This is a genomic window from Pseudodesulfovibrio cashew (assembly GCF_009762795.1).
Taxonomy (GTDB): Bacteria; Desulfobacterota; Desulfovibrionia; order Desulfovibrionales; family Desulfovibrionaceae; genus Pseudodesulfovibrio; species Pseudodesulfovibrio cashew.
Window position 1 is genome coordinate 2,328,297 of the sequence record NZ_CP046400.1, and the last position, 26,666, is coordinate 2,354,962.

The window sequence follows — 26,666 nt, forward strand, 5'->3', positions numbered from 1 at the left end:
CGTTTTAAACATATTCAATTGAAATATATCGATATCTAGTGAATTGACATGAAAGAGTACTCCGAGAAAGAAACGCGAATTTTGGATACTGCGGCCGATCTTTTTGCCAAGCAGCCCTTTCACAAGGTGCTTCTGAGTGACGTGGCCAGGGCCGCTTCCGTGGGCAAGGGGACCCTCTACCTCTATTTCAAGAGCAAGGAGGACCTGTATTTCGCCGTCCTCTTTCGGGGCTTCGACGTGTTGGTGGACCGCCTGCAGAAAATTCTGTCCGACAAGGCCATGCCGCCGGACGAGCAGTTGACCGCCGTGGTCCGCGATTTGGCGGAGCACATATACGGCAAGGCTACCAATGTGGAGCTGCTGGGCGTGGTCATGACCTGCCCGACCACGGATGAATGGTCGCAGAAACGCAGGGAGCTCTGGGCTCTGATTGAGGAGATCATCCGTCGGGGCGTCGCCCAGGGGGTGTTCGAGGATGCGACCCCGGCGCTCACGGCCAAGTATATCCCGGGGCTCATTCGGTCCGTCTGTCTCTTCAAGCCCGAGGGGGTGGACATCAAGACCATTTGCAACCATGCCTGCGATTTTGTCCTGCGCGGGCTCAAGAAAGCGTGACCATGCTTTCGGCACGCTGGCATCAGACGAATTTTTACGTGATTACGAGGGAAGGAAATGACCAATGAAAAGGCAACCGGCACCGCCGGTAAGAAGGGATTCTTCGCAGGCCGGAGTGCGTTGGGCCGCAGGAAGACGTTTGGCCTGATCGCCGTGGTGGCGCTGGTTCTGTGTGTGGTTGTGGGCTACCCCCTGTATCTTAGGATCATCAGCCACGAATCCACTGACGACGCCTTTGTGGAGGCGCAGGTGGTTTCCATCAGCCCGCGCGTGGCCGGTCACGTGGCCAACGTGCTCGTGACCGACAATCAGCGGGTGGAAAAGGGCGACCTCCTGGCCGAGGTCGATCCACGCGATTTCGAGGTGGCCCTGAAGATTGCAGAGGCCAAGTGTGCCTCGGCCGCAGCGGCCATGCAGGAGGCGGAGGCGATCGCGTCCGCCGCCGGAAAGGTCATGGAGCAGAAGCGCGCCGCACTCAGTTCCTACGTGGCGGAGCTGGCCCAGGCCCGCGCCGGTGTCGCCGAGTTCGAGGCCGGCAACAACCGCGACAAGAGCGATCTGGAGCGGATGAAGAAGATCGCCCAGGCCGGGGCCGTGAGTCGTCAGGAATACGATCACGCAAGGGCTCAGGCCGCCGTGAGCCGGGCCAAGCTCAATTCCGCCCACAGGTTGGTGGAGACCCAGTCGGCCAGGACCATTCAGGCCCAGGCGGCCATCGGCGCGGCCGAGGATGAGCTTCACCAGGCCCAGGCCCAGGTGGAGATCAAGGCTGCCGACCTGCGGGAGGCCGAGGCCGAAGTGGAGCGCGCAAGACTCAATCTTTCCTATGCCCATATCACCGCCCCGTGCTCCGGCTACGTGACCAAGAAGACCGTCGAGCCCGGCGCGTACGTGCAGGTGGGGCAGCAACTGTTCGCCATAGTCAATTCCGATGTCTGGGTGGTGGCCAACTTCAAGGAGACGCAGATTTCCGACATGCGTCCCGGCCAGCCCGTGGAGATTGAGGTGGACGCCTATCCCGGGGTGCCCTTCAAGGGGCACGTGGACTCCATCCAGCGCGGTACGGGCTCCCGCTTCACGCTGCTTCCGCCGGAGAACGCCACCGGCAACTTCATCAAGGTGGTGCAGCGCGTGCCTGTCAAGATCGTTCTGGACGCCGAGGCAGGCAATGACGGCTACCTGCTGGCGCCCGGCATGTCCGTGGTACCCAGTGTGGACATCTCCGCCGGGTCCGGCGACGAGCGCATGAGCGCCCGGTCCGAACAGTCCGGCACGGCGGTCCGATAGCCCATGTCCCTCTTCAAGTCGCCGGAGGAGACCTCTCCTGCGGAGCGGTGGACTATCGCCTTCACCGTGGTCTTCGGGGCCTTCATGGCCGTCATGGACACCAGCGTGGTCAACGTGTCCATGCCGCACATGATGGGCTCCTTCGGCACGGACCTCTCGGCGGTTACCTGGGTTGCCACCAGCTACAGCATCGCCGAAATCATCATGGTCACCATGTCCGGGTGGTGGAGTGCGCTGCTGGGGCGGAAGAATTTCTACTTGGCCTCCTTCGCCCTGTTTACCGTGGGCTCGGTCCTGTGCGGCACGGCCACGACCTTTCCGCAGATGATCATCTATCGCGTGATTCAGGGCATTGGCGGCGGAGCGCTCATTCCGGTCTCTCAGGCCATTCTTCGCGAGACCTTTCCCCCGGCCCAGCAGGGCATCGCCATGGCGCTTTACGGCATGGGGGTGGTCCTGGCCCCCGCTCTGGGGCCCATCTGCGGCGGCTGGCTCACGGACATGTGGGGCTGGCCCTGGATTTTCTACATCAACGTGCCGGTCTGCGCCGTGGGCATGGTCCTGACCATGAAGTTCGTCCATGATCCGCCCTATCTGCGCAGGGGCATCCGCTTCGTGGACTGGCTCGGCATCGGTCTGCTCACCGTGTTCCTGACCGGTATGCAGGTGGTGCTTGAGCGGGGCCAGGAAGAGCAGTGGTTCGACTCTACCCTGATCCGCTACTGGACCGTGGCCACGCTGCTCTCTCTGGTGGTCCTGATTTTCTGGGAATGGCGCTGCAAGGAGCCTGTAGTCAACCTGCGGGTCTTCAAGGACAAGAACCTGGTCCTGGGCTCGGTCATGGGGCTCATCTTCGGCGTGTCCCTGTTCGGCACCACCTTTGTCCTGCCCCAGTTCACGCAGAAGATCCTCGGCTACCCCGCCTTCGAGTCCGGCCTGGCCCTGGCCCCGCGCGCCATGGTCCTGATGATCTTCATGCCCGTGGCCGGCTGGGCCTACCAGAAGGTCGGGGCCAAACCGCTGGTCATGGCGGGCATTACCATCATCGTGTGGTCCTATTATGACCTGATGCAGCTCAGTGTGCAGGCGGGCTTCTTCGACCTGGTTCCCCCGCTGCTGATCATGGGGGTGGGCATGCCGTTCATGTTCGTGCCGTTGAGCACGGTCTCACTGTGCACTGTGGACAGGAGTCTGGTCACGGATGCCTCCAGCATCTACACCCTGGCGCGCCGCGTGGGAGGCAACATCGGCTACAGCCTTGTGGCGGTCCTCCTGGACAGAGGCATCACCAGCCACCGCACCTATCTGGCCGACCATGTCAGCGCATTGGATCCCACCTCTCAGGAATACCTGGCCAAGCTCGCCCAGGCCTTGCAGGCAAAGGGCGCCAGCGCGCTCCAGGCTTCGCAACTGGCCCTCGGCCTGCTGGAAAAGAAATTGATGCGCCAGGCCACCATGCTTGCCTACAACGACATCTCTTTCATCTTCGGCTGCCTGTTTTTCCTGCTGGTACCCATGGTCTTCTATCTCCCCGGCAAGGCTCAGGTCCTCGCGCTGGCGGGAAAGAAAAAAAGTAAATCCTAGGGTAGTAGGTCGAGCCTAAAGTGTTTCCGACAGAAAAAGCCTTCCGGCTGACCGGAAGGCTTTTTTTGCGTGGTTTCACGTGTCGTGCGGGGGCCGTATTTCCTAATACATCAGCCCCGGCAGGAACAGGATGATCTGCGGGAACAGGAAGAGCAGTGCGATGCCCACGATGATCGAGAGCATGAAGGGCAGGATGCCCTTGAACACTTCCTCCAGGGTTACGTCCGGCGCAATCTTCTGGCACATGCCGTAGACCACGTAGACGTTGATGCCCACCGGCGGGGTGATCACGCCCATTTCAGTGACCAGGACGATTATGATTCCGAACCAGATAGGGTCGTAGCCCATGCCCGTGACCACCGGGAAGAAGACCGGGATGGTCAGCATGATCAGGGCCAGGGAGTCCATGAAGCAGCCACCGATGAAGTAGATGAGGATGATGGCCCCCATGATGGCGAACGGCGGCATGTCGAAGGCCGAGACCCAGTTGGCGATGTCGAAGGGAATGCGGGTCACGGCCAGGAATTTGCCGAAGACCACGGCGCCCGCGATGAGCACCAGCACCATGCAGGAGGTGCGCAGTGTCTCGTAGAGCGAGTTGACGAATCCTTCCCAGGTGAGCTGCCGTTTGACGGCGGCCAGGGCGAGCACGCCGATGACGCCGATGGACGCCGCCTCGGTGGGCGTGAACCAGCCCAGGAACAGGCCGCCGATGACCAGCACGAAGATGATGATGGTATCAATGAGGTTGGCCAGCGATTTGAGCTTTTCCCGGGTGGTGAAGGAGCCGCCCTTGGGGCCGAGGGCCGGATTCATCTTGCACTGGAGATAGATGCCGATGATGAACAGGATCGTGAGCAGGATGGCCGGGAGGATGCCGGAGACGAAGAGCGCGCCGATGGATTGTTCGGTGAGCACGCCGTAGATGATCAGCACCACCGAAGGGGGCATGATCATGCCCAGGCCGCCGCCCGAGGCCACGGACGCGGCGGAGAGGGAGTTGGCGTAGCCGTATCGCTTCATCTCCGGGATGCCCACGGTGGACATGGTCGCCGCCGTGGCCGGGCTGGAGCCGCAGACCGCGCCGAAGGCGGTGCAGGCCGAGACCGTGGCCATGGCCAGGCCGCCCCGGATGTCGCCCAGGAAATGGTAGGCCGTGTTGTAGAGCCGCCGCGAGATGCCGCTGTTGAAGGCGATCTGGCCCATGAGGATGAAGAGCGGGATGGTGGACAGCTCGTAGGAGGCGAAGGCGTCGTAGATGTTGCGGCTCATGAGGTTCAGCCCGCCTTTCCAGGAGGTCAGCAGGGAGAATCCCACGAAGCCGACCAGCATCATGACGAAGGCCACGGGCATGCGGGTCATGAAGAGGAAGACCATGATCGCGATGCCGATGATTCCGGCGGTAGTCGGGTCCATGCTACGCCTCTCTCTTCTTGAAGAATTTGATGATGTCCGCCAGCAGGCAGAGGGTGTAGGCGCAGAACCCGAAGGAGAGGACGTAGATGACCAGGTACTCGGGCAGCTCCAGGTTCATGGAGACCTCGCCGGACTCGGCCTGGCTCTGGGCGTAGAGGAACATGCGCCAGGTGATGATGGCGACCAGGGCCAGGGTCGCCGAGTTGGTCAGCAGCTTGAGGGCTTCGCGGGTGCGCCTGGAGAGGCGGCGGACCAGTATTTCCACGCCGATGTGGGATTTCTGATAGTGGGCGTAGGGCAGGGCGAACCCGACCACGATGATGCCGAGGATGCTTACGATCTCCTCGCTGCCGAAGATGGGCGTGTTGAACACGCCGCGCATGAACACGTCCGCGCCGGTGACCAGCGCCATGCCCATGAGGCATGTGGCCGCGATCTTGCGCATGACGCCTTCGAGTCTGTCGAGGAGTGATGGCTTCCGTTGCAGGGCTGCCTTGGTTGCTTCCATTTCCGTTTCGTTCCTTTACGCCCCGTTGGGCGAAAAAACAGGGCGGACCAGGTGGCCCGCCCCGTTGGGTTGCGTGGCTATTTCAATGTGGAGCGAGTGAACTCGAGAATGGCCTTGCCGTCAAGTCCCTTCTCGTCGGCTGTCTGCACGTAGCTGTCGAGCACGGGCTGGGCGGCCTTGACCCACTTGGCGGACTCTTCCGGTGTCAGGGAGACTATTTCGCCACCCTGGTCCTTGAGGAACTGTCTGCCGATGACGTCCGCATCATCCCAGGCCTGGGCGTGTTTCACAGCCCATTCCCTGTTGATCTCGCGGATGGTCTCCTGGGTCTTGGCGTCCAGGGAGTTCCATTTACCCTTGTTCATGACGATGAAGAAGACCGTGGTGTAGGCCACGTCGAATGAGTCTGTGCCGAACTTGCAGACCTCGCCGAGTTTGAAGGACTTGTTGGACTCGATGGGGTGCATGGAGCCGTCCACCACGCCCTTCTGCAGCAGCTGGTAGTTCTCGGACATGGACTTGGCCACGGGAGTGCCACCCAACGCCTTGACCAGCTTGGCGGAGTTGCCGGTGGAGCGGATCTTGAGGTTCTGCATGTCCTCAAGGGTCTTGACCGGCTTGTCGGTGGTGAAGAGCAGGCCGGGACCGTGGCCGTGGAAGTACATGACCTCGACGTCATCCAGCTCGGCGGGCTTGAAATGTTCATATACGGCGTTGGCAGTCGTCGTTGCCTGTGCCGCGGTCTTGTAGCCCATGGGCAGGTCCACGGCGGCCATGGTCGGGAAGCGGCCGCGCGAATAGGCCAGACAGGAGAAACCGACATCCGAGATGCCTTCCACGACGCCGTCGTAGCACTGGGGAGCCTTGGTCAGGGTCTGGCCGGGGTAGAACTGCACCTTGACCTCGCCGTTGGTGCGCTTCTCCACTTCCTTGCACCACTCGTCGGCCAGCTTGGCCTGGTGGTTGGTGGGCGGGAAGAAGGTGGAGTAGGTCAGGGTGACCTCGGCCTGGGCCAGGGAGGGCAGGGCCACGCAGAGCACGGCTACCGCCAGAAGCGTCGTCAGGGTTTTTTTCATCGATGTCTCCGGTGTTGCATTGTTCCGAGGAGAGAGGACTCTCCCGTATATGTGCTGGCCGCCCGCGCGGCCATATTCGCGCGGGCGGCCTAAGCTTCTCTATTTGGCCATTTCGGCCTCGATGAACTCGACGACAGCCTTGCCGTCGATGCCCTTTTCGGCGACGTTTTTCTCGTATTCACGCATGACCGGCTGGGCGGCTTTTGCCCAGCGGGCGGATTCCTCGGCGGACAGGGGGATGAACTTCCCGCCCTTTTCCAGGAAATAGGCCTTGCCTTCGGCGTCGGCCTCGTCCCAGGCCTGACCGTGCTTGAGAGCCCACTCGTCGTTGATCTCGCTGATGATCTTCTGGGTCTCGGCGTCCAGCGCATCCCATTTGTCTTTGTTCATGACCACGAAGAAGGTGGTGGTGTAGCCCACGGAGAAGGATTCGGTGCCGAACTTGACCACCTCGGCCAGCTTCCAGCCCTTGTTGGATTCCACCGGGTGGATGGAGCCGTCAACAACGCCTTTCTGCAGCAGTTGGTAGTTCTCGGACATGGATTTGGCCACGGGAGTGCCGCCCAGGGCCTTGATCAGCTTGGCGGAGTTGCCGGTGGCGCGAATCTTGAGGCCCGCGAGGTCCTCCATGACGGCCACGGGTTTCTCCGTGGTGAAGAGCAGGCCGGGGCCGTGGGCGTGGAAGTACATGGGTTGGACGTCGCTCAATTCCTTCGGGTCGAACTTCTTGTAGACCGCGTTGGCAACCTGGGTGGCCTGGACGCCGGACGCGTAGCCCATGGGCAGGTCTACGGCGGCCATGGTGGGGAAGCGTCCGCGGGAATAGGCCAGGCAGGACATGCCGATGTCGGAGATGCCTTCGACCACGCCGTCGTAGTTCTGTTTGGCCTTGGTCAGGGTGGAACCGGGATAGTAATTGATCTTGACCTTTCCGTCGGTGCGTTTTTCCACTTCCTTGCACCACTGCTCCGCCAGTTTGGAGTGGATGTGGGTGGGCGGGAAGAAGTTGGAATAGCTCAGGGTGACCTCGGCCCAGGCCAGTGAGGTCAGCGCCACGGACAGGGCGAAAAATGCGACAAGGGTCAGGGACAGCTTTTTCATGATATGGTTCCTTATTGAATTTATGAGGTTGCCGGCGGACAGCCGTCCTCCGGCCCGGAGCCTTTGATGGTGCCGTTCTTCAGGGCGAGTTCGATGGCCGCCTCGCGTATCTCCCGGAAGGTCAGGACATCGTTGTCCAGGGTGTGTTGGATGAGATAGCCCTCGAACAGGGCGGTGTTCAGGGCGCCGATCTTTTCCGGGGGGAAGTCGGTTTCCACGTGGTCCCGCACCAGGTCGGCGAAGATTTCGTTCGAAAGGCGGTAGATGGACTTGTTCATCAGCTTGCGAAGGATTTCGCTGGTGGCTGAGTAGACCGTGAACTCCAGGAAGATGCACGACCAGTTGCGGTCGTTGACGATGGTCTCCAGGAAGTCCCAGATGACGTTCATGGCTTCTTCCAGGTTGGAGGCCTGCTTCACCTTGGCCTCGCGGGCCTCTCGGTATGACTTGAGTTTCTGTTCAACGATGCAAAGGAACAGCTCATCCTTGCTGTTCCAGTGGCGGTAGAAGCTGCCCTTGGCGTATCCGGCATGTTCGGTGATTTCCGCCACGGACGTCTGGGCGAACCCCTTTGAACCGAAGAGCGCCACCGCCGAAGCCATGAGTTCGTTCATGGTCTGCTGGGACTTTTCCTGCTGTTTTTTCGCCATGTCTCGTGTTTTCCGTTGGCCCGAAGGCTGAGTTCATCATTATTGACCGACGGTCGCGAAGTGACTTGCGGTCAGAAAATGACCGATGGTCATTCTCAGCCCGAGAGGTAGCAGGGGGGCAGTGGGGTGTCAAGAGGGGATGGGGTACTTGGACGGACAAAAAGCGTTCCGGTCGCAAGATTTTCTTGTAACCATTCTTCGGCGTTGAACGATTGTATTCATGTAACCGAACTGCGTCTGCCACAGGGCCACCAGGTCCTGCTTGCGCCAACCCGTCCGCTTGGGGCACAGTGCGTAGTCGGAACACGATTACTGATAAGGAAGCGATGCCCGGAACACCGGACGACATGCAGATCATTGCCGAGGTCCTCGGCGGTGACGCGGATGCCTTTAAGCTTTTGCTCGAAAGGTACGAGTCCACTGTGGCCCGCGTGGTGGGGTCCCATGTACCGGCGGAAAACGTGACCGAGGTTGTCCATGAGACGTTCATCAGGGCGTACGGCTCCCTGTCCGGGTATGCCCCGGTCAAGCCGTTCGCCAATTGGCTGGTGACCATCGCGTCCCGGAGTTGTCATGATTATTGGCGGGCGCGTTACCGGAGGCGGGAGTCCTCGGCCAGCGACCTGAGCGAAGACGGGCAGGCGTTTCTGGAGAACGCCATGGCTGTGGAGTCCCGGGAGCGGTTTGACGCGCTGGTGCGGCAGACGGAGGCGCAGGAAGTGCTTTCACTTTTGCTGGATCAGCTCGCCCCCATGGACAGGATGGTCGTCACCCTGACCTATCTGGAAGAAAGGTCAGTGAAGGAGACGGCTGCAATGCTCGGCATCAGCGTGCCCAACGTCAAGGTGCGCGCCTACCGGGCCAAACGCAAACTCAAGAGCTTCTTGAAACGGCACGGCATCCAAGGAGGGCTGCATGCATCGTAACGAGAGGACCCCTTTTTTTCGCCTGCTGGGCGCAATTCATGCCCAACGGCGGGTTCCCAGGCTGTCGACCGCGTGGCAAGACGCGGTAATTCGTGAGATTTCGGCTTCCTACCGTCCCCCGGTATCGGAGTTGCTGCGCCTCGCCCCTCGCTTTACCTATGCTGCGGCAACGCTTGCTGTTGTTTGCGCAGTGGCCGCAGGGCCGGTCTTGAATGGGCTTTCCAATGAATTGCATTCGCTTTACGCGAACCATGTGTACGCGCTGAACCCGCTGTCATTCTTGAATCTCTAGGACGGGAACCATGAGCAAATGGAGAGTGTGGACCGCCTTTCTGACGGTTTTTGTCTGTGGTGTACTTGTGGGCGTGACCGGCCTTGGGTTGTTCCTGCGGCAGCACTTCAGACCGCCGGAGGATCCTTCGGCTTTCAGGAAGGAGATGCGCGAGCGGGTGCTTACGGACCTTCGGGAGGAGGTGCGGCCGTCGCCCGGAGCCATGGCTGCCATCGCCGAGATAGTGGATGCGACACAGGACGAGTTGGAGGCCATCCGCGAGGAGACGTTTCCCCGCGTCGAAGCCGCATTCGCAAAGGGCAAGGAGCGGATTAGCGAGCACCTGACGCCGGAGCAGCGTAAGCGCTTCGAAGTCCTGCTCGAAAAGCGGCACAAAGGCGAGATGGGCCTTTTCAGACTTCCTCCGCCCATGCCGCCTCGTCCGGGCATGCCTTAGGCATCCGCCGTAGGACGGACGGGGAGGAGTGGCTCTCTCGGTCCGGCTTCTCCCTGTTTATTTGCAGAGCGGTCCGGAGCCGGGGGCCAACCCGGCAAGGTAACCGGTAGCCGCATCTATCTGTCCAGCATCCAGCTTGGCGCCCTTGGCGACCATCTTGGACACTGTTCCCTTCCAGGCTCCTGGGCTTTTCACTCCCAGGTTGAGACAGATCCGTTTGGCCGAATGGCATGCGGTGCAGGCCTTTTTCAGCGTCGGGCCCATGTCGGCGGCTCCGGCCATGGCGGCGAACAGGAAAAAGCTGAGGCAGGCAAAGACTGCCGTGATGTAGTGCATACGAGTCGTTTTCATCAGGTACTCCCTTGTCTTGTGGCAGGCCGCACACGGAAAGCAAGGTTTGCGGTCACTTGATCATGTTTACGCCATCGGTACGGGAAAGTACAGATTCCAGTATCGGAAGGTATGATGTAGTCCCATTGCCAACGTACCCGGGGCGAAACCTCGGCTAAAACATTCCCCCTTGTCCCGCCAACCGAAAATTGCTAAATCTGACCACCTTGCCCCGCCGCATCTCAAGGGCGGCAGTCCGCAGGGACAATATGGAAGCGTTTCGGCACCGGTGTGTCGCTTGGTCTTCAAAACCAATGTACGGCAGTGATGTCGTAGGCAGGTTCGACTCCTGTACGCTTCCGCCAATCGATCATAAGGGCCTGTTATGCAGGCCTTTTCCCTTTAAGGCCACCTAACACCCTGTTCTCGCAACACAAACTAGGACGCTTTTAGGACGATCCAACGTCAAATCGACCTAGTGCGAGGCCATCATGAGCGACTACCTGACGCTCCAAGGGACGACCTACCACTTTCGCTACTTCATCCCGGAACCGCTACAGCCGACCATCGGGAAGAAGGTCATTAAAATCAGCCTGAAAACGGGCCGTAAACGCCTTGCCAAGCGTAAGGCCGGGCAGTTAGCCTCTGCCGTCAGAAAATTCCTTGAGCGGGCAATGAGGAGCAAATCCATGGACAAGCAGCAACTTCAGCGAAACCTTCGCACTTACCTGAAATACTTGGTCGAGCTTGACGACTTTCTCCGCTCCGCTCCCGTTGAGATCGAAGACGACGCTGGCCTGTCCACCTTTTTTCTCGACCAAGTCACTGAGAGCATGAAGAAAGCCGACAACGCGAGCATCAAGCCCTTCATCGACGAATTCTTGTCCATGAGCGGGTTCGCCCCGATCCCCGTTGACACCCTTGAGTACAACCTCCTCGCACGGCAGATGCATAAAGTCATCGTCCAGTTCGCCCACGTCGGCAAACTCCGAGCGGAAGGAGACGTCATCGCAGAGCAGGAGTATCTCGACAAGCTGTTCCCCGACGAGGCCTTTACCGCACATGCCCGGCCTGCCGCTTCGCCTCTCCCTGCCCCCCTTGCGGTAACGCCTCCTCCTGTTCCCGAATTCGATCCAGAACCCATTGAAGAACTGATCGTGGACTTCATCAATGCCAGTGAGAAGACGCCTGAGACGAACGTGAAATACGAATTCACCATCAGGGAGTTCATGGCGATCACGGGTGCCGTGCATATCGAGGACGTGAACCACCCCATGATGCGCGAGTACGTCGAGGTGCTGAAGGCTCTACCACCGAACTACACGAAGAACTTCCCGAATCTGTCCGTCGTGGAGGTATCAAGGCTCGAACACGACAAGACGGTCACAGCTCGCACCGTCAACGACAAAATCGGCGTCATGGGTCGTTTCTTCCGGTGGGCCATCAACCAAGGATACATGACGACCAACTTCGCAGACGGCAAACGCCTCCCTAAGGGAAAGCCGCAGCACTCCACACACGAGGCATACACCATCGAGGATTTGCGCAAGATGTTCGCCGCCCCGCAGTATGTGAACGACTCCTTCCGCTCGCCGTACCAGTTCTGGATGGTCCCGCTGGCACTATACACCGGCGCGAGACAGTCCGAGTTGGCCCAACTGCGATGCGACGACCTCTACAAGGCCGACGACCTCTGGTGCATCCGGATCAGGCCGGATGACGAAGACGACTCCTCACGGGTTAAAACCGTCAACGCGATCAGGACAGTTCCCCTGCACCCGGTGTTGACAGACGAACTGAACTTCCCGGCCTTCGTCGAACGCGTACACAAGGCCGGACACGACCGCGTCTTCCCTGAGATCAAGCCGAGGCAGGGCAAATACGGAAAGGTCGTCTCCCAGTGGTTCAACGACAGATTCAAGAAGAAGCTCGACATCCAGCCGCCGAGGGCCGGATTCAAAAAAGACTTTCACAGTTTCAGAAACACATTCATTGATGCAGCCAAACAGGCCCGCGTCCCTATTGAAATGGTAGAAGAAACCGTTGGCCATGCAAGCGCGTTAGGAAATCGGCAGCAGTCGATGTCGGGGGACTACTACGCAAGCGACTATAATGAATGGATCAGATATGAAGAACTGATGCTCAAGGTCAATTTCGACGTGAAATTATCACATCTCACAAACTCAAAATACCATCCCGGCAAAAAATAAAATCGAGTCACGGATAGAATCAGTCACCAAGTCCACCAGAATGAAGAAGTCGGTAAAAGATATGGATGGCCCGGTATGACGTCGCAATGGAATAGACAATCAACAGAAGGAGAAAAATCATGAACCACTTATCTGTTTTCTCCATACCAAATAACAAACAACACCCCGCGTAGACAGCCAATAGCAGGCACCCATTTACAGCGCGAAGCATATACGAAATAAGCTGAGTAAATCCTCCACTGGACCGGATACGCCGTACGATATCTTTATCCTGTATGGTGTACAGGATCGACATCGCCGTGAACAAAAAGCCGAGAATTATTGAGGATACGCTAATCAACGTCGTTAAAAAATTTTCCAACGTGAACTTGGGACTAACCAAATCGAACACGAGGAAATAAACAAACGCAGCCAGAATTGATACCCCTAGCGGGTAATACTTTTCAACCCAAAGTCCCATCACCCAAGTTCCTCAAGTAATCCACGCAATTCAACACGTCTGCGCCTTAAGGCGTCATATGCGGCTCCGACGCGGCCTCCAACGTCCAACTGGCGATCCTCATTCAAAGGAACCATAGCCTCTTCAACCATCCTCTCCTCAATCAAATCGATGAAACAACTCTCCGAGTCATCATCATCTTTCCCGGTGACTTCAATCCGAGTCACGGCTCCGTTACGTTCGCCACGTATCCCGGTGAGTTCTTCAATGGTACGCCGGATAGCATTCCCACTCAAAGAACCTTGTCTTTGATGCCCCATACCGATCGTCACATCTATGACCGGTGCTTCGAATTGCTCGGCCAAATCGACGAGCCTGTTAACGCTATGCCCCTGATCCCGGAAGACATTATTGTTCCCTAAAGGGGCAACCCGTACACGAAGTTTTCGAAAAACACCCAATTGAGCCAACCTCTGGTACGCCCCTGACACCAAAATGGGGTCAAGTCGGACCCATTCGTCAAGGTCGTACTGGTCATACAGATATCGGGCAAACTGGGAAGCCGTGACCCCCATCCTATTCCTCTGCATCACGAGCACATTCAAGGTGGGGTCATACACAAATGCAGTGTCTTCACCAAGCCCCTCGTCCTCGTCCAAATCGATGGAGGAACTGGCTCCGGTCGTTATATTCTTCTTGGGCGGGATGCCATCCATCCGAACCTTGACAAGAAGGCCGTCAATCAGATTTCGACGACCGTTTTCGAGAGCATCCAAGCAAACCGGACAACCATTGATATCACATGTCCGATCCGGGTAATCTAAACCTATGATATCCGCAAGGGCATCTTCCAAGCCATCTTCATCCGGGAAATGGACACGATAGAAGTCAAATTTTACCGCTTTCATTACATACCTCGCGAGTATTTTGAATTTGTTTATGCATTCTCCTATCGCACATCTCAATCATATGTCCACCATGACGTAATAACGGTCAACTTATCTTGGAACTCAATGAGCAAACGAGAGTACGATCGCCCCCCTTGTTTGACGAACAAGCGGATCATCCGAATACAGATGCCCACCACTCTCTCGCAAAACGTGAGGATTCGGTCCACACACTCGAAGACAAAAACGATCGTTTTTTTCATCAAAAACCAAAGAAGAAAACGGTTGACTTCTTTCTTCGTAAATGATCAAAAACAATCACTCAATGACGTTTTTGTCTTCACATTCATATGCCGAGGTCCACATGCCCCAAGTCTTCGCCTACATCAGAGTCTCCACCGCCAAGCAGGATCATCAGAATCAGGAATTGGAAATCCGCCGCTATGCCGACAAGGAGGGCATCCAGATTGACCACTGGTTCCGCCTCGAAGCCAGTAGCCGCAAGTCAACGAAGGAACGCAGACTGGACGAGCTTCTCGACGAGCTCGAATCCGGAGACACGCTCATTGTCTCTGAATTGTCTCGTCTTGGTCGCTCTCTCTCTCAGATTGTCCTCACCATCGATTCGCTCCGAGAAAAGGACGTGACCTTCATCGCCATCAAGAACGGGATGAAGTTCAATGGGGACCATGACGCCACGGCCAAGATTCAGATCGCCATGTTCGGTGTGCTGGCTGAGATCGAGCGTGACCTGATCAGCGAGCGTACCAAGATGGGACTCGCTGCAGCACGGGCAGAAGGGAAGACATTGGGAAGACCTGCAGGATCGCTCGGCAAATCTAAGCTCGACGGTAAGGAGAAAGAGATCGAAGAGCTTCTCGGCAAGGGTATGACAAGGGCTGCGCTCGCTCGTTACTTCGAAGTCTCGCCTCCGACACTGACTTCCTTTCTCAAAACCCGAATGCCAGACCTTCACAAAGCACACAGGCAGCCATCGAAAAAGAAGTAGACGAACGACTCCCCCTCCTCAATGTTCCGCATTTTGACCGTGTTTTTGGGGTGGTGAAAAATTTTCCACCCCTAACTTTTGGCCTTCGAGTCATCACAAAACCTGCCATTTTGACCTACGGTACACAGGTGTGAAGAAATGCAACAGGAAGTGGTTGCTCATGTTCGAGGCATGATGTAGTAGTTTCCCCCTTGTCTAGGTATATGTGCTGCATATCGGCAGCCCTTTCACACCAACGGTTAAGAGGCATTATGACGCCCCCGAATCCCCCCTCACCCGGCTCCCTCATCCTGCGACTTGGATTCAGGAGCATCACAGGCATCACACCCCGCAAAAGGGGAACGACAAACAAGAAATCACAGAAGACTCCTTCTCAACCCGGCACTCAGAAAAAGTCGAGCGGGTTCAAGAAGAGGAGCAGGAACAATCTCATCAAGGTGATCAACGACCTCATGATCCAGCCAGAGTTGATGCTGACCCTCACCTACACCGATGACGTCAGCCACGATCCAGAGACATGGCAACGTCATCTCGACAATCTGCGAAGAACCATCTCCCGGAAGTTTCCGCAAAGTTGGTGGGTGTGGAGAGTCGAGCCACAGGAGCAGACGGGAAAGCCGCACTATCATCTTGTCGGCTCTCTTGGCGACACAATGTCCAGCGATGACTTCTGGCATTGGCTTCATCCTCACTGGTGTCGTATTATCGGAGTTGATCCCAAGAATGCGCAATTCTCTACGAGGGTGAAGGCCATCACCACAGATATGGAGAAGCTGTCTCGGTATATGACCAAGCATGAAGATTCCAACGACTACCACGGATTTGGACCAGCATGGGAGAAGCTGACAAATCGATGGGGCATCCATGGACGGAACCATGCGCCTGTGTCTCCTGTTGGCGAGTATGAAGCAAGCCCAGAGACGGTTGCAGAAGCCAAGGAGTTGATCCTTGGCAGCATCGAGACTCAGATGAACGCACTGCGGGAGAAGTTGTCCGATACGACTGCGACAAACTCACGCAAGGATATTCACAAAATGAAGCAGAGCATCTCCGACAAGCAGGCATTGAAAAACAAAATCACCCATCTGCAGGATTGGTTCGGTATCCTCGATGCAGATCACGTCGAAGCGATCCGGGAGTACCTTGAAGGCAGAAAGAAGGCCGGACTTCTGTAGCCCATGACCGTACGGATCGGATCAGGGTTTGGCCGTCCTGCCTTTTTTGAGGAAAAGCGCATGGGCTCTAGCTTCCCTAGTGGCAACAGCAATCTCATTAGGGACAGAATACCAAAAGAGAAAGGCTCGCAGATTCAACTACGAGCCGTCCCATGAAATTGGTTATTGGGTTCGCATTCTCAAAATTGCTTCAAGAGCTTTTCGTTTCCCTTCATTTTTTGCTTCTTCAACATATTGATCAACTTGGATCGGAGCAAAATCCCGCCTTTTGAGATCAAGGGCCATCTGACCAAGCAGATCATCGCAATCCTTGGAGCTCGCATCGACTATGAGCTTGGGATCAATTTTTCCATCATCCAAGTCGAGACTCTTCTGAACAATGCACTTCGCATAGCTGTGCTTAACCTGCTCAACCTTATCAGTCTCATACTGATTCATGGTTGAGATTTGTCGGTACGACCCACCACAAGCATAGAGGGAGAGCAGCATGAACAAGGAACAAGCTAGAACAAGAATTCGCATTACGACTCCATAGAAATAACAGGTTGAACAAGCATGATACAACAATCGGTATTTGCTATCAGAATGCGAAGACGCTTTCAATTGTTCAATCAAAATGCAGCCTCATGTTAGAACGATTGCACAGTCAGCAAGGAGAGCGATCGTCCTACATTCAGGAAGGCACTTGAAAAGCGGACGATTTTTGGTCATCCTTACAACGACGACGTGAACAGAGAACAGGACAAATCGTCAACGATCGTGGAGTGATAGGAGGCCACACAAGCCAACCCGGCTACAGGCCCCTGTACACTTCCGCCATTATTGAAAAAATTAGACACTCTCAAGGGTGTCTTTTTTATTGCCGACATCCTTCCCAACGCTATCCCGAGCACGCCAGAGCATGAATATGAGGCGAGCTAATGCAATCAGCCCCGGCCCCTGTTGAAAATCGCTGAATCGAAAGAATCGCCGATGAAGATAAGAGCCAACAAGCTATTGCAATCGATTGCAAGCAGGGATTAAGCGAGGGTTTCTGAAATTTCGTGCATGATTGGCATACGACCTACAAGGCGGGCTGCTTCAGTAGCCTGCCTTTTCCTTTTTTGCTATGGCTAAACGCAATAGATAACCATACGAATTTCTCACTGGAGGCTGTCATGACGCACCGCAGGACTGCCATACTCAGGTCCGCCCTCGTCTATTTTTTGCTGGTGTTCTTCTGCTGTCCGCCCGTCTATGCGGACGATTCATCGGTACTGTTTCAAATCGGCAACGGCAATTCGCTGCTTGCAGGCGCATTCGACGGCAGCTTCACCTGCGCCGAATTGCTCGAACACGGAGATCTGGGCATCGGCACTTTTGCCGGATTCGATGGCGAAATGGTTATTTCCGGCGATTCCGTCTACCAGATTCGGAGCGACGGCAGCGTACATGTCATGCTCCCGCAAGCCACAACGCCCTTTGCCATGGCAACTTTTTTCAAGGCCGACCTGCGTCTGACGCTGACCAACGTCACCAGCCGGGAGGACTTCATCCAGCGCCTTCAGCAAAAACTACCCGCCAAGAACCTTTTTTACGCCATCAAGGCCACCGGCTTTTTCGAGCACATCAAGACGCGCAGCATTCCCAAGCAACAAAAACCCTACCCGCCTCTGGCCGAAGTGGTCAAAACCCAACCGGAGTTCGTATACGACCATACCGAAGGAAGCATCATGGGATTCTATTGCCCCGAGATAACCAAGTCCATCGCTGTGCCCGGATTTCATTTCCACTTCCTGAGCAAGGACAAAGATGGCGGCGGCCATCTGCTTGAACTCCAGGCCAAGACCATAATAGTCGAACTGGACACAATCTCCCGGATGTATCTCGTACTGCCTACTGATGCGTTCGCACAATAGGTGGAGTTTTCCCATGGACTTTTTCTGGGTGGCCATGGCATGTGCCGAGTCTGATCACGGCCGCCTTTTGGGGGCATCCATTTTTCCAAAAAAGCGCATGGTGTTTGCGCTGCCTATTTGCAAGCAGAGGCCAGCCAAGGCCATAGATCGTCCAAATTAAAAAAACGCACTTGAAAAGCGGACGATTTTTGGTCATCCTGACAACGATGACGACAACCGAGAACAGGACAAATCGTCAACGATTACGGAATAGTAATAGGACATCGCGGACACCACGACTACATGGTCCTGTACGCTTCCGCCAATCGACCACAAAGGCCTGTTATGCAGGCCTTTTTCTCTTTGCATAGCGTAACATTCTGTTTTGACAGTGTAAGCTGGGAAGGTCCGACGTCAAATCGTCCTGGCGCGAGGACATCATGAGAGACTAGCGTGTTCCGGGAAACGCTCATGGGGCGTGGGGGCTCAGTGGCAAAGTGCGGCTTGTGAAAGAGGGTAACTATTCTACCTTCGGGTCAAACCACTTGTCAGCAATACGCTAGGCATTGCAGATTCTTTGTCCAATAGTGCTCGGCGTAATTTTCTCCCTAAATAGGCGCTCAGCCTCCGCAACGATCTTCTTTACCTTTGGCTCCACTTCATCAGAGCTTCCCCAAGACCAAATTACCTGCTCATATTTTTGCCTCTCAGCGCTCATCTCTTTCCTTCTTTCATCCTCGCAATGTCCCATCGGTTCTGTCCAATAGTGATCACCAAGCATCTCCGCCGAGAACCTAATTTTAATAATGATGCTCCAAAGGTCATCAAAAAGCCCTGTGTACGAATCACCAAATACCACACGGCATCTTTGTCGAACGGACCTCATTTCAGTGTACAGATCGTTATATTTCTGGAGTCGAGAGAAAATCACGTAGGCCCGATCCCGAGCACTTTTTTCACTCTCAGACTCATATTGGCTAGTTTTACGATCTGCATATTCGGTACTGGTAGAGAAAGGACTACGGATGGCGGCAATCGCACCTTCCATCTCATAGACACAAAGCAAGGCTCTTTCCGCGAGTTAAGATCGCTTTTTCCACCGAGCTTCTCTCTTCCAAGTCTCGACTCCAACTATCGCTACCAACGAAGCAAGAATTACTGCTGAGTTGCTCACCAAATTCATGATATCCGTATAGTTCATCAAAACACCCTCATCTCTTTGATCAAGTTGGCAAACGGGAAAACATTATCCCAATGCCGTTGTTCCACCAACCATCAATATAGCATTTGGAAGCGGATTATTTATGGTCATCTTTACAGCGACGATGCCCACTGAGAACAGAATGGATCTACAACGATCACGAATTGCTATCTGGTCGTCTTGGGCGCCCTGGCTGCGTGGTCCTCTACGCTTCCGCCAATGTTATCAATTGAGCCTGGTTTTCGGGCTCTTCCATTTTACAAGATTATAACACCCATGAAATCGCAAATATGATACTCCAATAGGCACCATAAACCCTCAACCATACGGAGACCGACTATGCCGAATATGGATTACCCCGGACCGTGCCCTAGCTGTATGGGGATCGATGGTTGCCCAACCGAAACTGGTAAGCAGGAGGCTGTGACCCACTACTGTAAGGGACTGGAGATGGAACTCAACACCTGGAAGGCTCGGCTTTATGATGTCTTGGCATCAGACAAAAGCGGAGACCTCGCCGATGAGATTATCTTGATCAAGTCGACAGTTAAGGAAATCGAAGCCATCGCAGAGCAAATGCAAGGCACTTGCCCCAGTAGCTTGAGTGACCAGGAAAAAGTCATCGGCGGCAAACTTGAAGACCTTCGGGTTCATTACACGAAGGCCCTTGAGGTTATTGCGCCCGGTTGGTTTGGAGGATAGTTCAAGCCCGTTTTAGCAATTAATGAAAAAGCCACCTCATAACGGTGGCTTTTTCATTGCCGTATCGCCAAAATATCAGGGCGCTTTTGAAATCCATAATATTCAGTGGTTGCAATTTATAGTGGGCCTTTGCAATATGGCTCGAAACGGCGAAATAGCCCTGTTCTTTTGCCCGATTTAATTGTTGCTCCGTTTTCTCGAGAAATCTGCGTCCTGTTTTTAAGTCTTTCCCCAAGGGACGTCCTTCGATTTCGCAGGGCCGGTATTTCCGTATGCTTCTGGAGAATATGGGTGCTTTTCAGCGGCCAGTTGAGGGCTACTGCAGTAGGCTATTGACATCATACTGATTTTTTTAGCCCAAGCCGAATCACGGCTACCGGCTCTTGGATCGAACACAGAATAACCACAAGCCAGCGAGGATCAGGGAATGAACACAGAACAGGAAAAGGTCAAAACCATATATATGGGCTACCACCCCCGGTCGCATGATGGCAGCATTCCTCAATCACGCACCCGCAGTGAGGCTATTGAAATCATGGACGTCTTCAACAAGAGGCAGGTGGAAGGGAAGCTTCGGGCTGAAGTTGTCGAAATCGCCTGCAGCGATCTTTGCGCCGTTGCCGTCATGGAAACTGCGATCGATAAAGTCTGGCAGTACATCTGATTTCCGCCAAGATCCTTTCAAAATGCCTCTATAGCCATGTCTCGCCGGTCGGCCATAATCAACCACAGAGGCCAGTATTGAGGGGAGCTTTTGAGCTCCACTTCCATTCAGCCCGGGTCGGATCCTGTTTGACGGATACCGGGCCGCGTTGGCTCGTTCTTGCAATAAATAGAGTAAATCTAGTTGGAGCTACCAGTAGGAAACTTCGGACCTAGTCATGGTGCGGTTCGATATGTAGCGGCAATCTGACATAAAAGCTCGATCCTTCTCCCTCGGGACAAGGGGCAACACCGATTGTGCCTCCATAGTGTTCGATGATTTCCTTGCAGATGGCCAGTCCCAGTCCGGTGCCCTTGGGTGCTTTGGCTATTCCCTTGGAAGGGGATTCGGCCTGGTAGTATTTCTGGAAAATCAGGGCTCTTTCCTGGGCCGTCATTCCAAGGCCGGAGTCGGTGACGCGAAATTCCAGGATATCGTCTCCGATTCGGTTCGTCGAGATGACGATCTCGCCGTGTTCCGTGAATTTGATGGCATTATCCAGAAGATTGGTGAGAACTTGCATGATGCGGTCGTGGTCCGCGTAGATGTATTCTCTTTCGCTTGCTGCCTCAACGTGTAGTGACAATTTCGGCTTGGCTTCCAATTTGATGCGGGCTCCTTCCACGGCACTTTCCACGATGGATTGCACCAAGAGGGCCTCATCTCTCCATTCCATCTTGCCCGCCTCGATTTTGCTGACATCGAGCATGTCGTCCAGGAGGCGGGTCAATCTGTCGCCTTCGGATCTGATGATGGCGAGGTTATGCAGCGCCAACTCAACCTTTCGTTTTACCGTGGAGTCTTCCCCGACAATAGGGACAACGTGTTTTTTCAGGATCTTGTCGACCAATACGGAGAAGCCGAGAATGGACGCAAGCGGTGTTCGAAGTTCATGGGAGGCAGATGAGACAAAGGCGGACTTCTGGTTGCTGATGGCGATGAGCTGGTCGTTTATCTCTATAAGTTCCTTTGTCCTCTCCTCAACCCTGTGCTCCAGGTTTTCCTTGGCTGCAAGGGTCGCCTCTTCGGCCTGTTTCCTGTCCGTGATGTTGGTCAGGACGGTGACGGTGGCCACTTTGCCTTTCCACTGTGTTATTCCCGCACTGATCATGACCCAGATGATGTTGCCGGACTTGTCTATCAAGCGATAATCATAGCGGGGCGGCACAGTCTCTCCGGATTGGCGGGCTACATAGCGTTGCTGCAGCATCGGACGGTCGTCGGGGTGAACGAAGGAATGGAAGGGACGGCTTTGCAGCTCCTCCAGCGTGTATCCGAAAGTGCTAATCATGGCAGGGTTGCAATAGACCAGCCGTTCGTCCTGGAAGATGCCGATGGCTTCGGATGCGGTGTTTGCGATCGCCGAAAGGTTCTCTTCTGCCTGCTTCAGTTTTGTTATGTCGGAGATGACGCTTAAAAAAGCATCTTTTCCCTTCCAATTGATATATTGTGAAGAAATAATTGCGAATCTGATTTCCCCGTCCTTACGCAACAGTCTGTATTCATCGATATCCTGGGTCTCTTTTTTATCAAGAATGGCGTCGCGCCGGGCGTACACGTTGTCGTGATCAGTCTTGACGATGAAATCGAGGGCTCGTTGCCCGATCAGCTCGTCTCGGGAGGTTCCAAGCATTTTCTCCAAGCTTGGGTTTGCGAAAACCATTTCACCGTTTTGAATAATGACTATTCCTTCGATGGAGGTGTTGATGATGGTCTGGAAGAGTTGCTTGCTTTCGGCAAGCTTGTCCTCAGACGTATAGAATTTGTAAAGGGTCGGACCCAGTTTCCACATGCCCACCAGCACCAGGAGTATCCCGAGATAGTAGCCGCATATTTCAGTTAGAATCTTGTTTGTTTCCGGGTCGGAAAAAATGATGAACCCATGAAGTTGCGGGATGTACAGGCCCAGTTGGAGCATGCTGCCGATTGCAACGACACCGAATCCAAGAGTTATGTAGAACCACCCCGTGCCGCGCCTGACGTGTTCCTTCTTCCCTGCATGCAGGAGAACCAGAAATGCCGCCAAAAGCAGGCAGAATCGTATGGCAATGAGTGCAACAATCATTTTGTTACGTTGAAATAAATAGATGCCAGGCGTCAAGTATACTTAGAACATGACAATGAAAGAAAAGGAGGAGAGGGGGATATTCTTTCCGAATTGCCCATATGAAGTGGCAGGGGAGATTCAGGCCACGAGGCATGTGCTTTGGCCTGATGCGAACATGGTCTTCTTTTATATCTTTGTTACAGTTTGCCGTTCCCGCTTCTATTGCGATGACTATTTTGCTAAAAATGGAGCATGCAGAGCATTTGCCTGTTTTTGATTCTCACATTGTTTCTCGCTTTTCCCGCCCAGGCCGCGGAGCCTGATGTCATTCTTTATCCGTGTCCACTTTCTTCCAGCGACAGCCGGTTCGATTACCATCTTTCCCTCCTTCGTGAAGCCCTGGAGAGAACCGAGGCTGAATACGGCCCCTTTGAACTGCGGCCGTCCCCGGTCAGGATGAACCAACTTCGGCAATTTGATTTGCTGCAATCGGGAAGCCGGGCTTTGGATGTCGCCATCAAGCCCACTTCGATCAAGCGCGAGCAGGCGCTGACGCCCGTGCGTATTCCCTTGGGCAAGGGCATGGTGGGCTGGCGAATCCTGCTCATCCGTCATGAGAACCAGGCCGGCCTTGCCCGGGTTCGCAGCCTGGATGACCTGAAGAAGTTCGTCGTGGGGCAGGGATTGGGCTGGAGCGATGCAAACATTTTGCGGCAAAACGGACTTTCAGTGGTGGAGGGCGCGGACTATGAGGGCCTCTTCAAGATGATGCTATCCTACCGGTTCGACATCTTTCCCCGTAGCGCGAGTGAGGCCTTGATGGAGTGGGATGAGCGCCACGGGAACCGGCCCTCTCTGCATGTGGAGGAAACGCTGCTTCTCCACTATCCCTTTGCCCGTTACTTCTGGACCGCCAACAGCGAACGGGGCAGGAAACTCAACGAGCGTATCACCAAGGGCCTGGAGGCGATGATTCGTGACGGTTCTTTCGATGTCCTTTTCCAACGTCATTACGGGGAGATTATTCGCCGCGCCGGGTTGAGGGAGCGCCGGATTATTCGTTTGGAGAATCCCGACCTCCCGCCCGCCACTCCGCTCGGCCGCAAGGAACTCTGGTTCGATCCGCTCGGGAAGTAGGGCGGCTGGATTGCCCGCATGCTTGGCTTGCCGGGGAAGAGCCCTGCTGTGGCCGCAGTTGCTCCTGCAATTCACTTCTTTCCCTCTTGCCATTGAAAGGTACATCTCAAACCAGCGTCGTCTCCTTTGTCCCTTCCCTCAGTTGGCCAAGGCCTTCTCTTCGGCAGCCTGTCGTGGTGCCGTTTGCAGTACGCGAGTTTCTTCGTGACGCTTGCTTTCGTGCGAGGAGAGGATGCGTCCTGAGAGCTGCCCCATGGCTGGCTGTTGCCTGGAAAGAAAAAGGCCGCTCCCTTTTGGGAGCGGCCTTTGTGTCGTCTTGAATGAGCGCGCTAGTTGAACATGGTTCCGATCCGGTCGAAGCGGATGTCCGTCAGGGAGCCCCAGGACCAGTATATGATCAGGGCCTTGCCCACGATTTTCTGGCGTTTGACCGTGCCCCACCAGCGGGAGTCGTGAGAGCCTTCGCGGTTATCTCCGAGCATGAAGTACTCGCCGTCGGGCACAACGATGGGGCCGAAGTTGTCGCGGACCGGGAGAATACGGGCGTCGGTGCGTCGCACGTAGGGTTCGTCCAGGGGCTCGCCGTTAATGTAGACCACCTTGTCGCGAAGTTCCACAGTGTCGCCGGGCAGGCCGATGACACGCTTGATGAAGTCCTTGGACTCATCCATGGGATACTTGAAGACGATGATGTCGCCGCGTTCGGGATCACCGGTCTTGTACAGGACCTTGCCGTCAGTGGTGTCGAGCCAGATGTCCGAGGGCAGGCGCACGTCGTAGGCGAATTTGGTCACCAGCAGGTGGTCGCCGATCTGGAGAGTGTCGAGCATGGAACCGGACGGAATCTTGAACGCTTGAACGATGAAGGCGCGGATTACAAAAGCGAGAAGCAGGGCCACCACGATGGCCTCGATGGTGTCGCGGAATTGTTTCATGGAATCGTGAGACATACGTATTTCCTAGTGATTGAACCGGAAGCGGAAACCGCCTGCGGCGGTATCGTCGGGTGATTTCGTCTCCAGGCGCCGTGAGGTCGTGTCCGGCGGCTTGGGGTGCTTCTACGGTTGCGTTCGATGTTACTCTTCGTCGGCCTTGAGCACGGCGAGGAAGGCCTCTTGGGGGATTTCCACGTTGCCCATGCGGCGCATGCGCTTTTTCCCCTCTTTCTGTTTTTCCAGCAGCTTGCGCTTTCGGGTGATGTCGCCGCCGTAGCACTTGGCGGTGACGTCCTTGCGGAACGGGGCGTTGCGCTCCTTGGCCACGATCTTGTTGCCGATGGCAGCCTGGATGACCACCTCGAACATCTGGCGCGGAATGGAGCGTTTGAGCTTGAGCGCCAGCGAGCGGCCGATGCGGGCCGCATTTTCCCTGTGCACGATGCAGGAGAACGCGTCCACGGGGTCGCCGTTGATCAGGATGTCCAGCCGGACCAGGTCTGCCTCGCGGTAGTCTATGATCTCATAGTCCAGGCTGGCGTAGCCCTTGGTGGAGGATTTGAGCTTGTCGAAGAAGTCATACATTACTTCGGCGAACGGCATCTCGTAGGTGATGACCACGCGGTTTTCAGTCACGTAGTTCATGTCCTTCTGGATGCCTCGTTTTTCCTCGCACAGGGCCAGGACCGCTCCCACGAAGTCGTTGGGGACATGCACCTCAAGGCGCACGAAGGGCTCGTGGATGGACGCGATGCGCGTCGGGTCCGGCAGCTTGGACGGGTTGTCGATGGTCAGGGTCTCGCCGGTCACGGTTTTTACCGTGTAGATGACCGAGGGGGCGGTGGTGATCAGCCGGGCCTCGAACTCGCGTTCCAGCCTTTCCTGGATGATCTCGATGTGCAGAAGTCCGAGGAAGCCGCAGCGGAACCCGAAGCCCAGGGCCTGGGACGTTTCCGGCTCATAGCTGAAGGCCGCGTCGTTGAGCTGGAGCTTTTCCAGGGCCGCCTTCAGGGTCTCGTACTCGCTGGGCTCCACGGGGTAGAGCCCGGAGAAGACCATGGGCTTGACCGGCTTGAAGCCCGGATAGGGCTCCTTTACTGGATTCTCGGCCAAAGTGATGGTGTCGCCCACGGGGGCGTCGCCCAGTTCCTTCATGGATGCGCACAGGAAGCCGACTTCACCCGGCCCCATGGACTTGATGTCCATGGCCTCGGGCATGAACGCGCCCAGCCGGGTTACCTCGAACTTCTTGCCGGTGGAAAAAATCTTGATCTGGTCCCGCTTCTTGATCGTGCCGTCCAGGATTCGGAACAGCACCACCACGCCCTGGTAGGAGTCGTACCAGGAGTCGAAGATGAGCGCCTTGAGCGGCGCGTCAGGGTCTCCGTCCGGCGGAGGCAGCAGGTGGATGACCGCGTCGATGACTTCCTGCACGTTCTGGCCGGTCTTGGCCGAGACGCAGATGGGGTTGGAGCAGTCAAGCCCGATGACGTCCTCGATTTCCCGGCTGATGCGCTCGGGATCGGCGCTGGGCAGGTCGATCTTGTTCAGGACCGGGATGACCTCGAGGTCGTTGTCCAGGGCCAGGTAGACGTTGGCCAGGGTCTGGGCCTCGACGCCCTGGGTGGCGTCCACCACCAAGAGCGCGCCCTCGCAGGAGGAGAGCGACCTGGAGACCTCATAACTGAAATCGACGTGGCCGGGCGTATCGATGAGATTGAGAATGTATTGTTTGCCGTCGGTGTCGGTGTAGGGGATGCGAACGGTCTGGGCCTTGATGGTGATGCCGCGTTCGCGTTCAAGCTCCATCTTGTCCAGATACTGGTCCTTTTTTTCCCGGTCGCCGACCATGCCGGTCAGCTCAAGGATGCGGTCCGCCAGCGTCGACTTGCCGTGGTCGATGTGAGCGATGATGCTGAAATTGCGTATTTTATCGATCTTGCTCATGATTCTCTTTTTCAAGGATGGAATTTCGCCGGACAGGGGTAAAGACCCCGTGGCGCGGGCGTTGGAGACGCTTGTAAGGCATTTGGGAGCCCTTGTCTAACACATACTGTCGCAGGAGGGAAAAGGAAGGGCCGCCATGAGGCGGCCCTTTTTTTGTTTAGGTAGGGAAGGAGGAG

General features: G+C 55.8%; 26 protein-coding genes and 1 tRNA gene. 14 read left to right on the plus strand and 13 right to left on the minus strand.

All coding sequences use genetic code 11. The features are described from left to right. Positions 1–48: 48 nt before the first annotated feature. The 3 genes from GM415_RS10380 to GM415_RS10390 are packed head-to-tail and all read left to right on the plus strand — an operon-like array spanning position 49 to position 3,486. Positions 49–615: a TetR/AcrR family transcriptional regulator gene (locus GM415_RS10380; protein WP_158947884.1), complete on the plus strand. Its 567-nt coding sequence runs from the start codon at positions 49–51 to the stop codon at positions 613–615. Positions 616–672: 57 nt separating this feature from the next. Then, a complete protein-coding gene (locus tag GM415_RS10385; protein ID WP_158947886.1) occupies positions 673–1,902 on the plus strand; it encodes an HlyD family secretion protein in 1,230 nt (409 codons plus the stop codon). Positions 1,903–1,905: 3 nt separating this feature from the next. Beyond that, on the plus strand, positions 1,906–3,486 hold the full coding sequence (locus GM415_RS10390) for a DHA2 family efflux MFS transporter permease subunit (RefSeq protein ID WP_158947888.1): 1,581 nt from the start codon (positions 1,906–1,908) through the stop codon (positions 3,484–3,486). A 102-nt stretch (positions 3,487–3,588) separates the two neighbouring features. Here GM415_RS10390 and GM415_RS10395 read toward each other — a convergent pair whose 3' ends face one another. The 5 genes from GM415_RS10395 to GM415_RS10415 form a co-directional block, all read right to left on the minus strand. After that, entirely contained in the window at positions 3,589–4,902 is a 1,314-nt protein-coding gene (locus GM415_RS10395; protein WP_158947890.1) for a TRAP transporter large permease, read from the minus strand. A gap of 1 nt (position 4,903) precedes the next feature. Beyond that, a complete protein-coding gene (locus GM415_RS10400) occupies positions 4,904–5,410 on the minus strand; it encodes a TRAP transporter small permease (protein WP_158947892.1) in 507 nt (168 codons plus the stop codon). A gap of 77 nt (positions 5,411–5,487) precedes the next feature. Then, positions 5,488–6,486: a TRAP transporter substrate-binding protein gene (locus GM415_RS10405; protein WP_158947894.1), complete on the minus strand. Its 999-nt coding sequence runs from the start codon at positions 6,484–6,486 to the stop codon at positions 5,488–5,490. A gap of 99 nt (positions 6,487–6,585) precedes the next feature. Continuing rightward, positions 6,586–7,587 carry a TRAP transporter substrate-binding protein gene (locus GM415_RS10410; RefSeq protein WP_158947896.1) on the minus strand — a complete coding sequence of 334 codons (1,002 nt, stop codon included), beginning with the start codon at positions 7,585–7,587 and terminating at the stop codon, positions 6,586–6,588. 20 nt (positions 7,588–7,607) lie between these two features. Next, positions 7,608–8,237, minus strand: a complete 630-nt coding sequence (locus GM415_RS10415; RefSeq protein WP_158947898.1) for a TetR/AcrR family transcriptional regulator — start codon at positions 8,235–8,237, stop codon at positions 7,608–7,610. A gap of 326 nt (positions 8,238–8,563) precedes the next feature. On the opposite strand from GM415_RS10415, the gene GM415_RS10420 reads away from it, so the two are divergent. Genes GM415_RS10420 through GM415_RS10430 form a run of 3 tightly spaced genes read left to right on the plus strand, consistent with a single transcriptional unit; the run spans position 8,564 to position 9,891 of the window. Beyond that, on the plus strand, positions 8,564–9,163 hold the full coding sequence (locus tag GM415_RS10420; RefSeq protein ID WP_158947900.1) for an RNA polymerase sigma factor: 600 nt from the start codon (positions 8,564–8,566) through the stop codon (positions 9,161–9,163). Next, entirely contained in the window at positions 9,153–9,455 is a 303-nt protein-coding gene (locus GM415_RS10425) for a hypothetical protein (protein WP_158947902.1), read from the plus strand. The genes GM415_RS10420 and GM415_RS10425 overlap by 11 nt, the downstream gene beginning before the upstream one ends. Before the next feature lie 10 nt (positions 9,456–9,465). Next, positions 9,466–9,891 (plus strand): hypothetical protein, encoded by a 426-nt coding sequence (locus tag GM415_RS10430; RefSeq protein ID WP_158947904.1) that lies wholly within the window; start codon positions 9,466–9,468, stop codon positions 9,889–9,891. A 57-nt stretch (positions 9,892–9,948) separates the two neighbouring features. Here GM415_RS10430 and GM415_RS10435 read toward each other — a convergent pair whose 3' ends face one another. After that, complete coding sequence (locus tag GM415_RS10435) at positions 9,949–10,242, minus strand: hypothetical protein (protein ID WP_242012224.1); 294 nt, start codon at positions 10,240–10,242, stop codon at positions 9,949–9,951. A 250-nt stretch (positions 10,243–10,492) separates the two neighbouring features. On the opposite strand from GM415_RS10435, the gene GM415_RS10440 reads away from it, so the two are divergent. Next, positions 10,493–10,586, plus strand: a tRNA-Sec gene (locus GM415_RS10440). A 126-nt stretch (positions 10,587–10,712) separates the two neighbouring features. Next, a complete protein-coding gene (locus GM415_RS10445; protein ID WP_158947906.1) occupies positions 10,713–12,431 on the plus strand; it encodes a DUF6538 domain-containing protein in 1,719 nt (572 codons plus the stop codon). 459 nt (positions 12,432–12,890) lie between these two features. Here the strand turns inward: GM415_RS10445 and GM415_RS10450 are convergent, their stop codons facing one another. After that, a complete protein-coding gene (locus tag GM415_RS10450; protein ID WP_158947908.1) occupies positions 12,891–13,778 on the minus strand; it encodes a DUF6731 family protein in 888 nt (295 codons plus the stop codon). A 343-nt stretch (positions 13,779–14,121) separates the two neighbouring features. On the opposite strand from GM415_RS10450, the gene GM415_RS10455 reads away from it, so the two are divergent. Both GM415_RS10455 and GM415_RS10460 read left to right on the plus strand, forming a co-directional pair. Continuing rightward, positions 14,122–14,766, plus strand: coding sequence for a recombinase family protein (locus GM415_RS10455; RefSeq protein WP_158947910.1), 645 nt, complete (start codon positions 14,122–14,124; stop codon positions 14,764–14,766). 251 nt (positions 14,767–15,017) lie between these two features. Then, a complete protein-coding gene (locus tag GM415_RS10460; RefSeq protein ID WP_158947912.1) occupies positions 15,018–15,941 on the plus strand; it encodes a rolling circle replication-associated protein in 924 nt (307 codons plus the stop codon). Positions 15,942–16,103: 162 nt separating this feature from the next. Here the strand turns inward: GM415_RS10460 and GM415_RS10465 are convergent, their stop codons facing one another. Further along, positions 16,104–16,463 (minus strand): hypothetical protein, encoded by a 360-nt coding sequence (locus tag GM415_RS10465; protein ID WP_158947914.1) that lies wholly within the window; start codon positions 16,461–16,463, stop codon positions 16,104–16,106. A 635-nt stretch (positions 16,464–17,098) separates the two neighbouring features. On the opposite strand from GM415_RS10465, the gene budA reads away from it, so the two are divergent. Continuing rightward, positions 17,099–17,839, plus strand: coding sequence for an acetolactate decarboxylase (gene budA, locus GM415_RS10470; protein WP_158947916.1), 741 nt, complete (start codon positions 17,099–17,101; stop codon positions 17,837–17,839). Between the two features lie 538 nt (positions 17,840–18,377). Here the strand turns inward: budA and GM415_RS10475 are convergent. Beyond that, complete coding sequence (locus GM415_RS10475) at positions 18,378–18,884, minus strand: hypothetical protein (RefSeq protein ID WP_158947918.1); 507 nt, start codon at positions 18,882–18,884, stop codon at positions 18,378–18,380. A gap of 585 nt (positions 18,885–19,469) precedes the next feature. Here GM415_RS10475 and GM415_RS10480 point away from each other — a divergent pair. After that, entirely contained in the window at positions 19,470–19,721 is a 252-nt protein-coding gene (locus GM415_RS10480; RefSeq protein WP_338419776.1) for a hypothetical protein, read from the plus strand. Positions 19,722–20,148: 427 nt separating this feature from the next. Beyond that, positions 20,149–20,385: a hypothetical protein gene (locus tag GM415_RS10485; protein WP_158947922.1), complete on the plus strand. Its 237-nt coding sequence runs from the start codon at positions 20,149–20,151 to the stop codon at positions 20,383–20,385. A 211-nt stretch (positions 20,386–20,596) separates the two neighbouring features. Here the strand turns inward: GM415_RS10485 and GM415_RS10490 are convergent, their stop codons facing one another. Beyond that, positions 20,597–22,489, minus strand: coding sequence for a sensor histidine kinase (locus GM415_RS10490; RefSeq protein ID WP_158947924.1), 1,893 nt, complete (start codon positions 22,487–22,489; stop codon positions 20,597–20,599). Positions 22,490–22,702: 213 nt separating this feature from the next. Further along, on the minus strand, positions 22,703–22,849 hold the full coding sequence (locus tag GM415_RS17980; protein WP_199244286.1) for a hypothetical protein: 147 nt from the start codon (positions 22,847–22,849) through the stop codon (positions 22,703–22,705). Positions 22,850–22,975: 126 nt separating this feature from the next. Here GM415_RS17980 and GM415_RS10495 point away from each other — a divergent pair, with 126 nt between their 5' ends. After that, positions 22,976–23,608 (plus strand): type 2 periplasmic-binding domain-containing protein, encoded by a 633-nt coding sequence (locus GM415_RS10495; protein WP_199244287.1) that lies wholly within the window; start codon positions 22,976–22,978, stop codon positions 23,606–23,608. Between the two features lie 329 nt (positions 23,609–23,937). On the opposite strand, the gene lepB is transcribed toward GM415_RS10495, so the two are convergent. Together lepB and lepA are read right to left on the minus strand one after the other, a co-directional pair. Then, on the minus strand, positions 23,938–24,558 hold the full coding sequence (gene lepB / locus GM415_RS10500) for a signal peptidase I (protein WP_158947926.1): 621 nt from the start codon (positions 24,556–24,558) through the stop codon (positions 23,938–23,940). Between the two features lie 126 nt (positions 24,559–24,684). Beyond that, the gene (gene lepA, locus GM415_RS10505; protein ID WP_158947928.1) at positions 24,685–26,490 is read right to left on the minus strand and encodes a translation elongation factor 4; all 1,806 of its coding nucleotides are present in this window, start codon (positions 26,488–26,490) and stop codon (positions 24,685–24,687) included. Positions 26,491–26,666 lie beyond the last annotated feature (176 nt).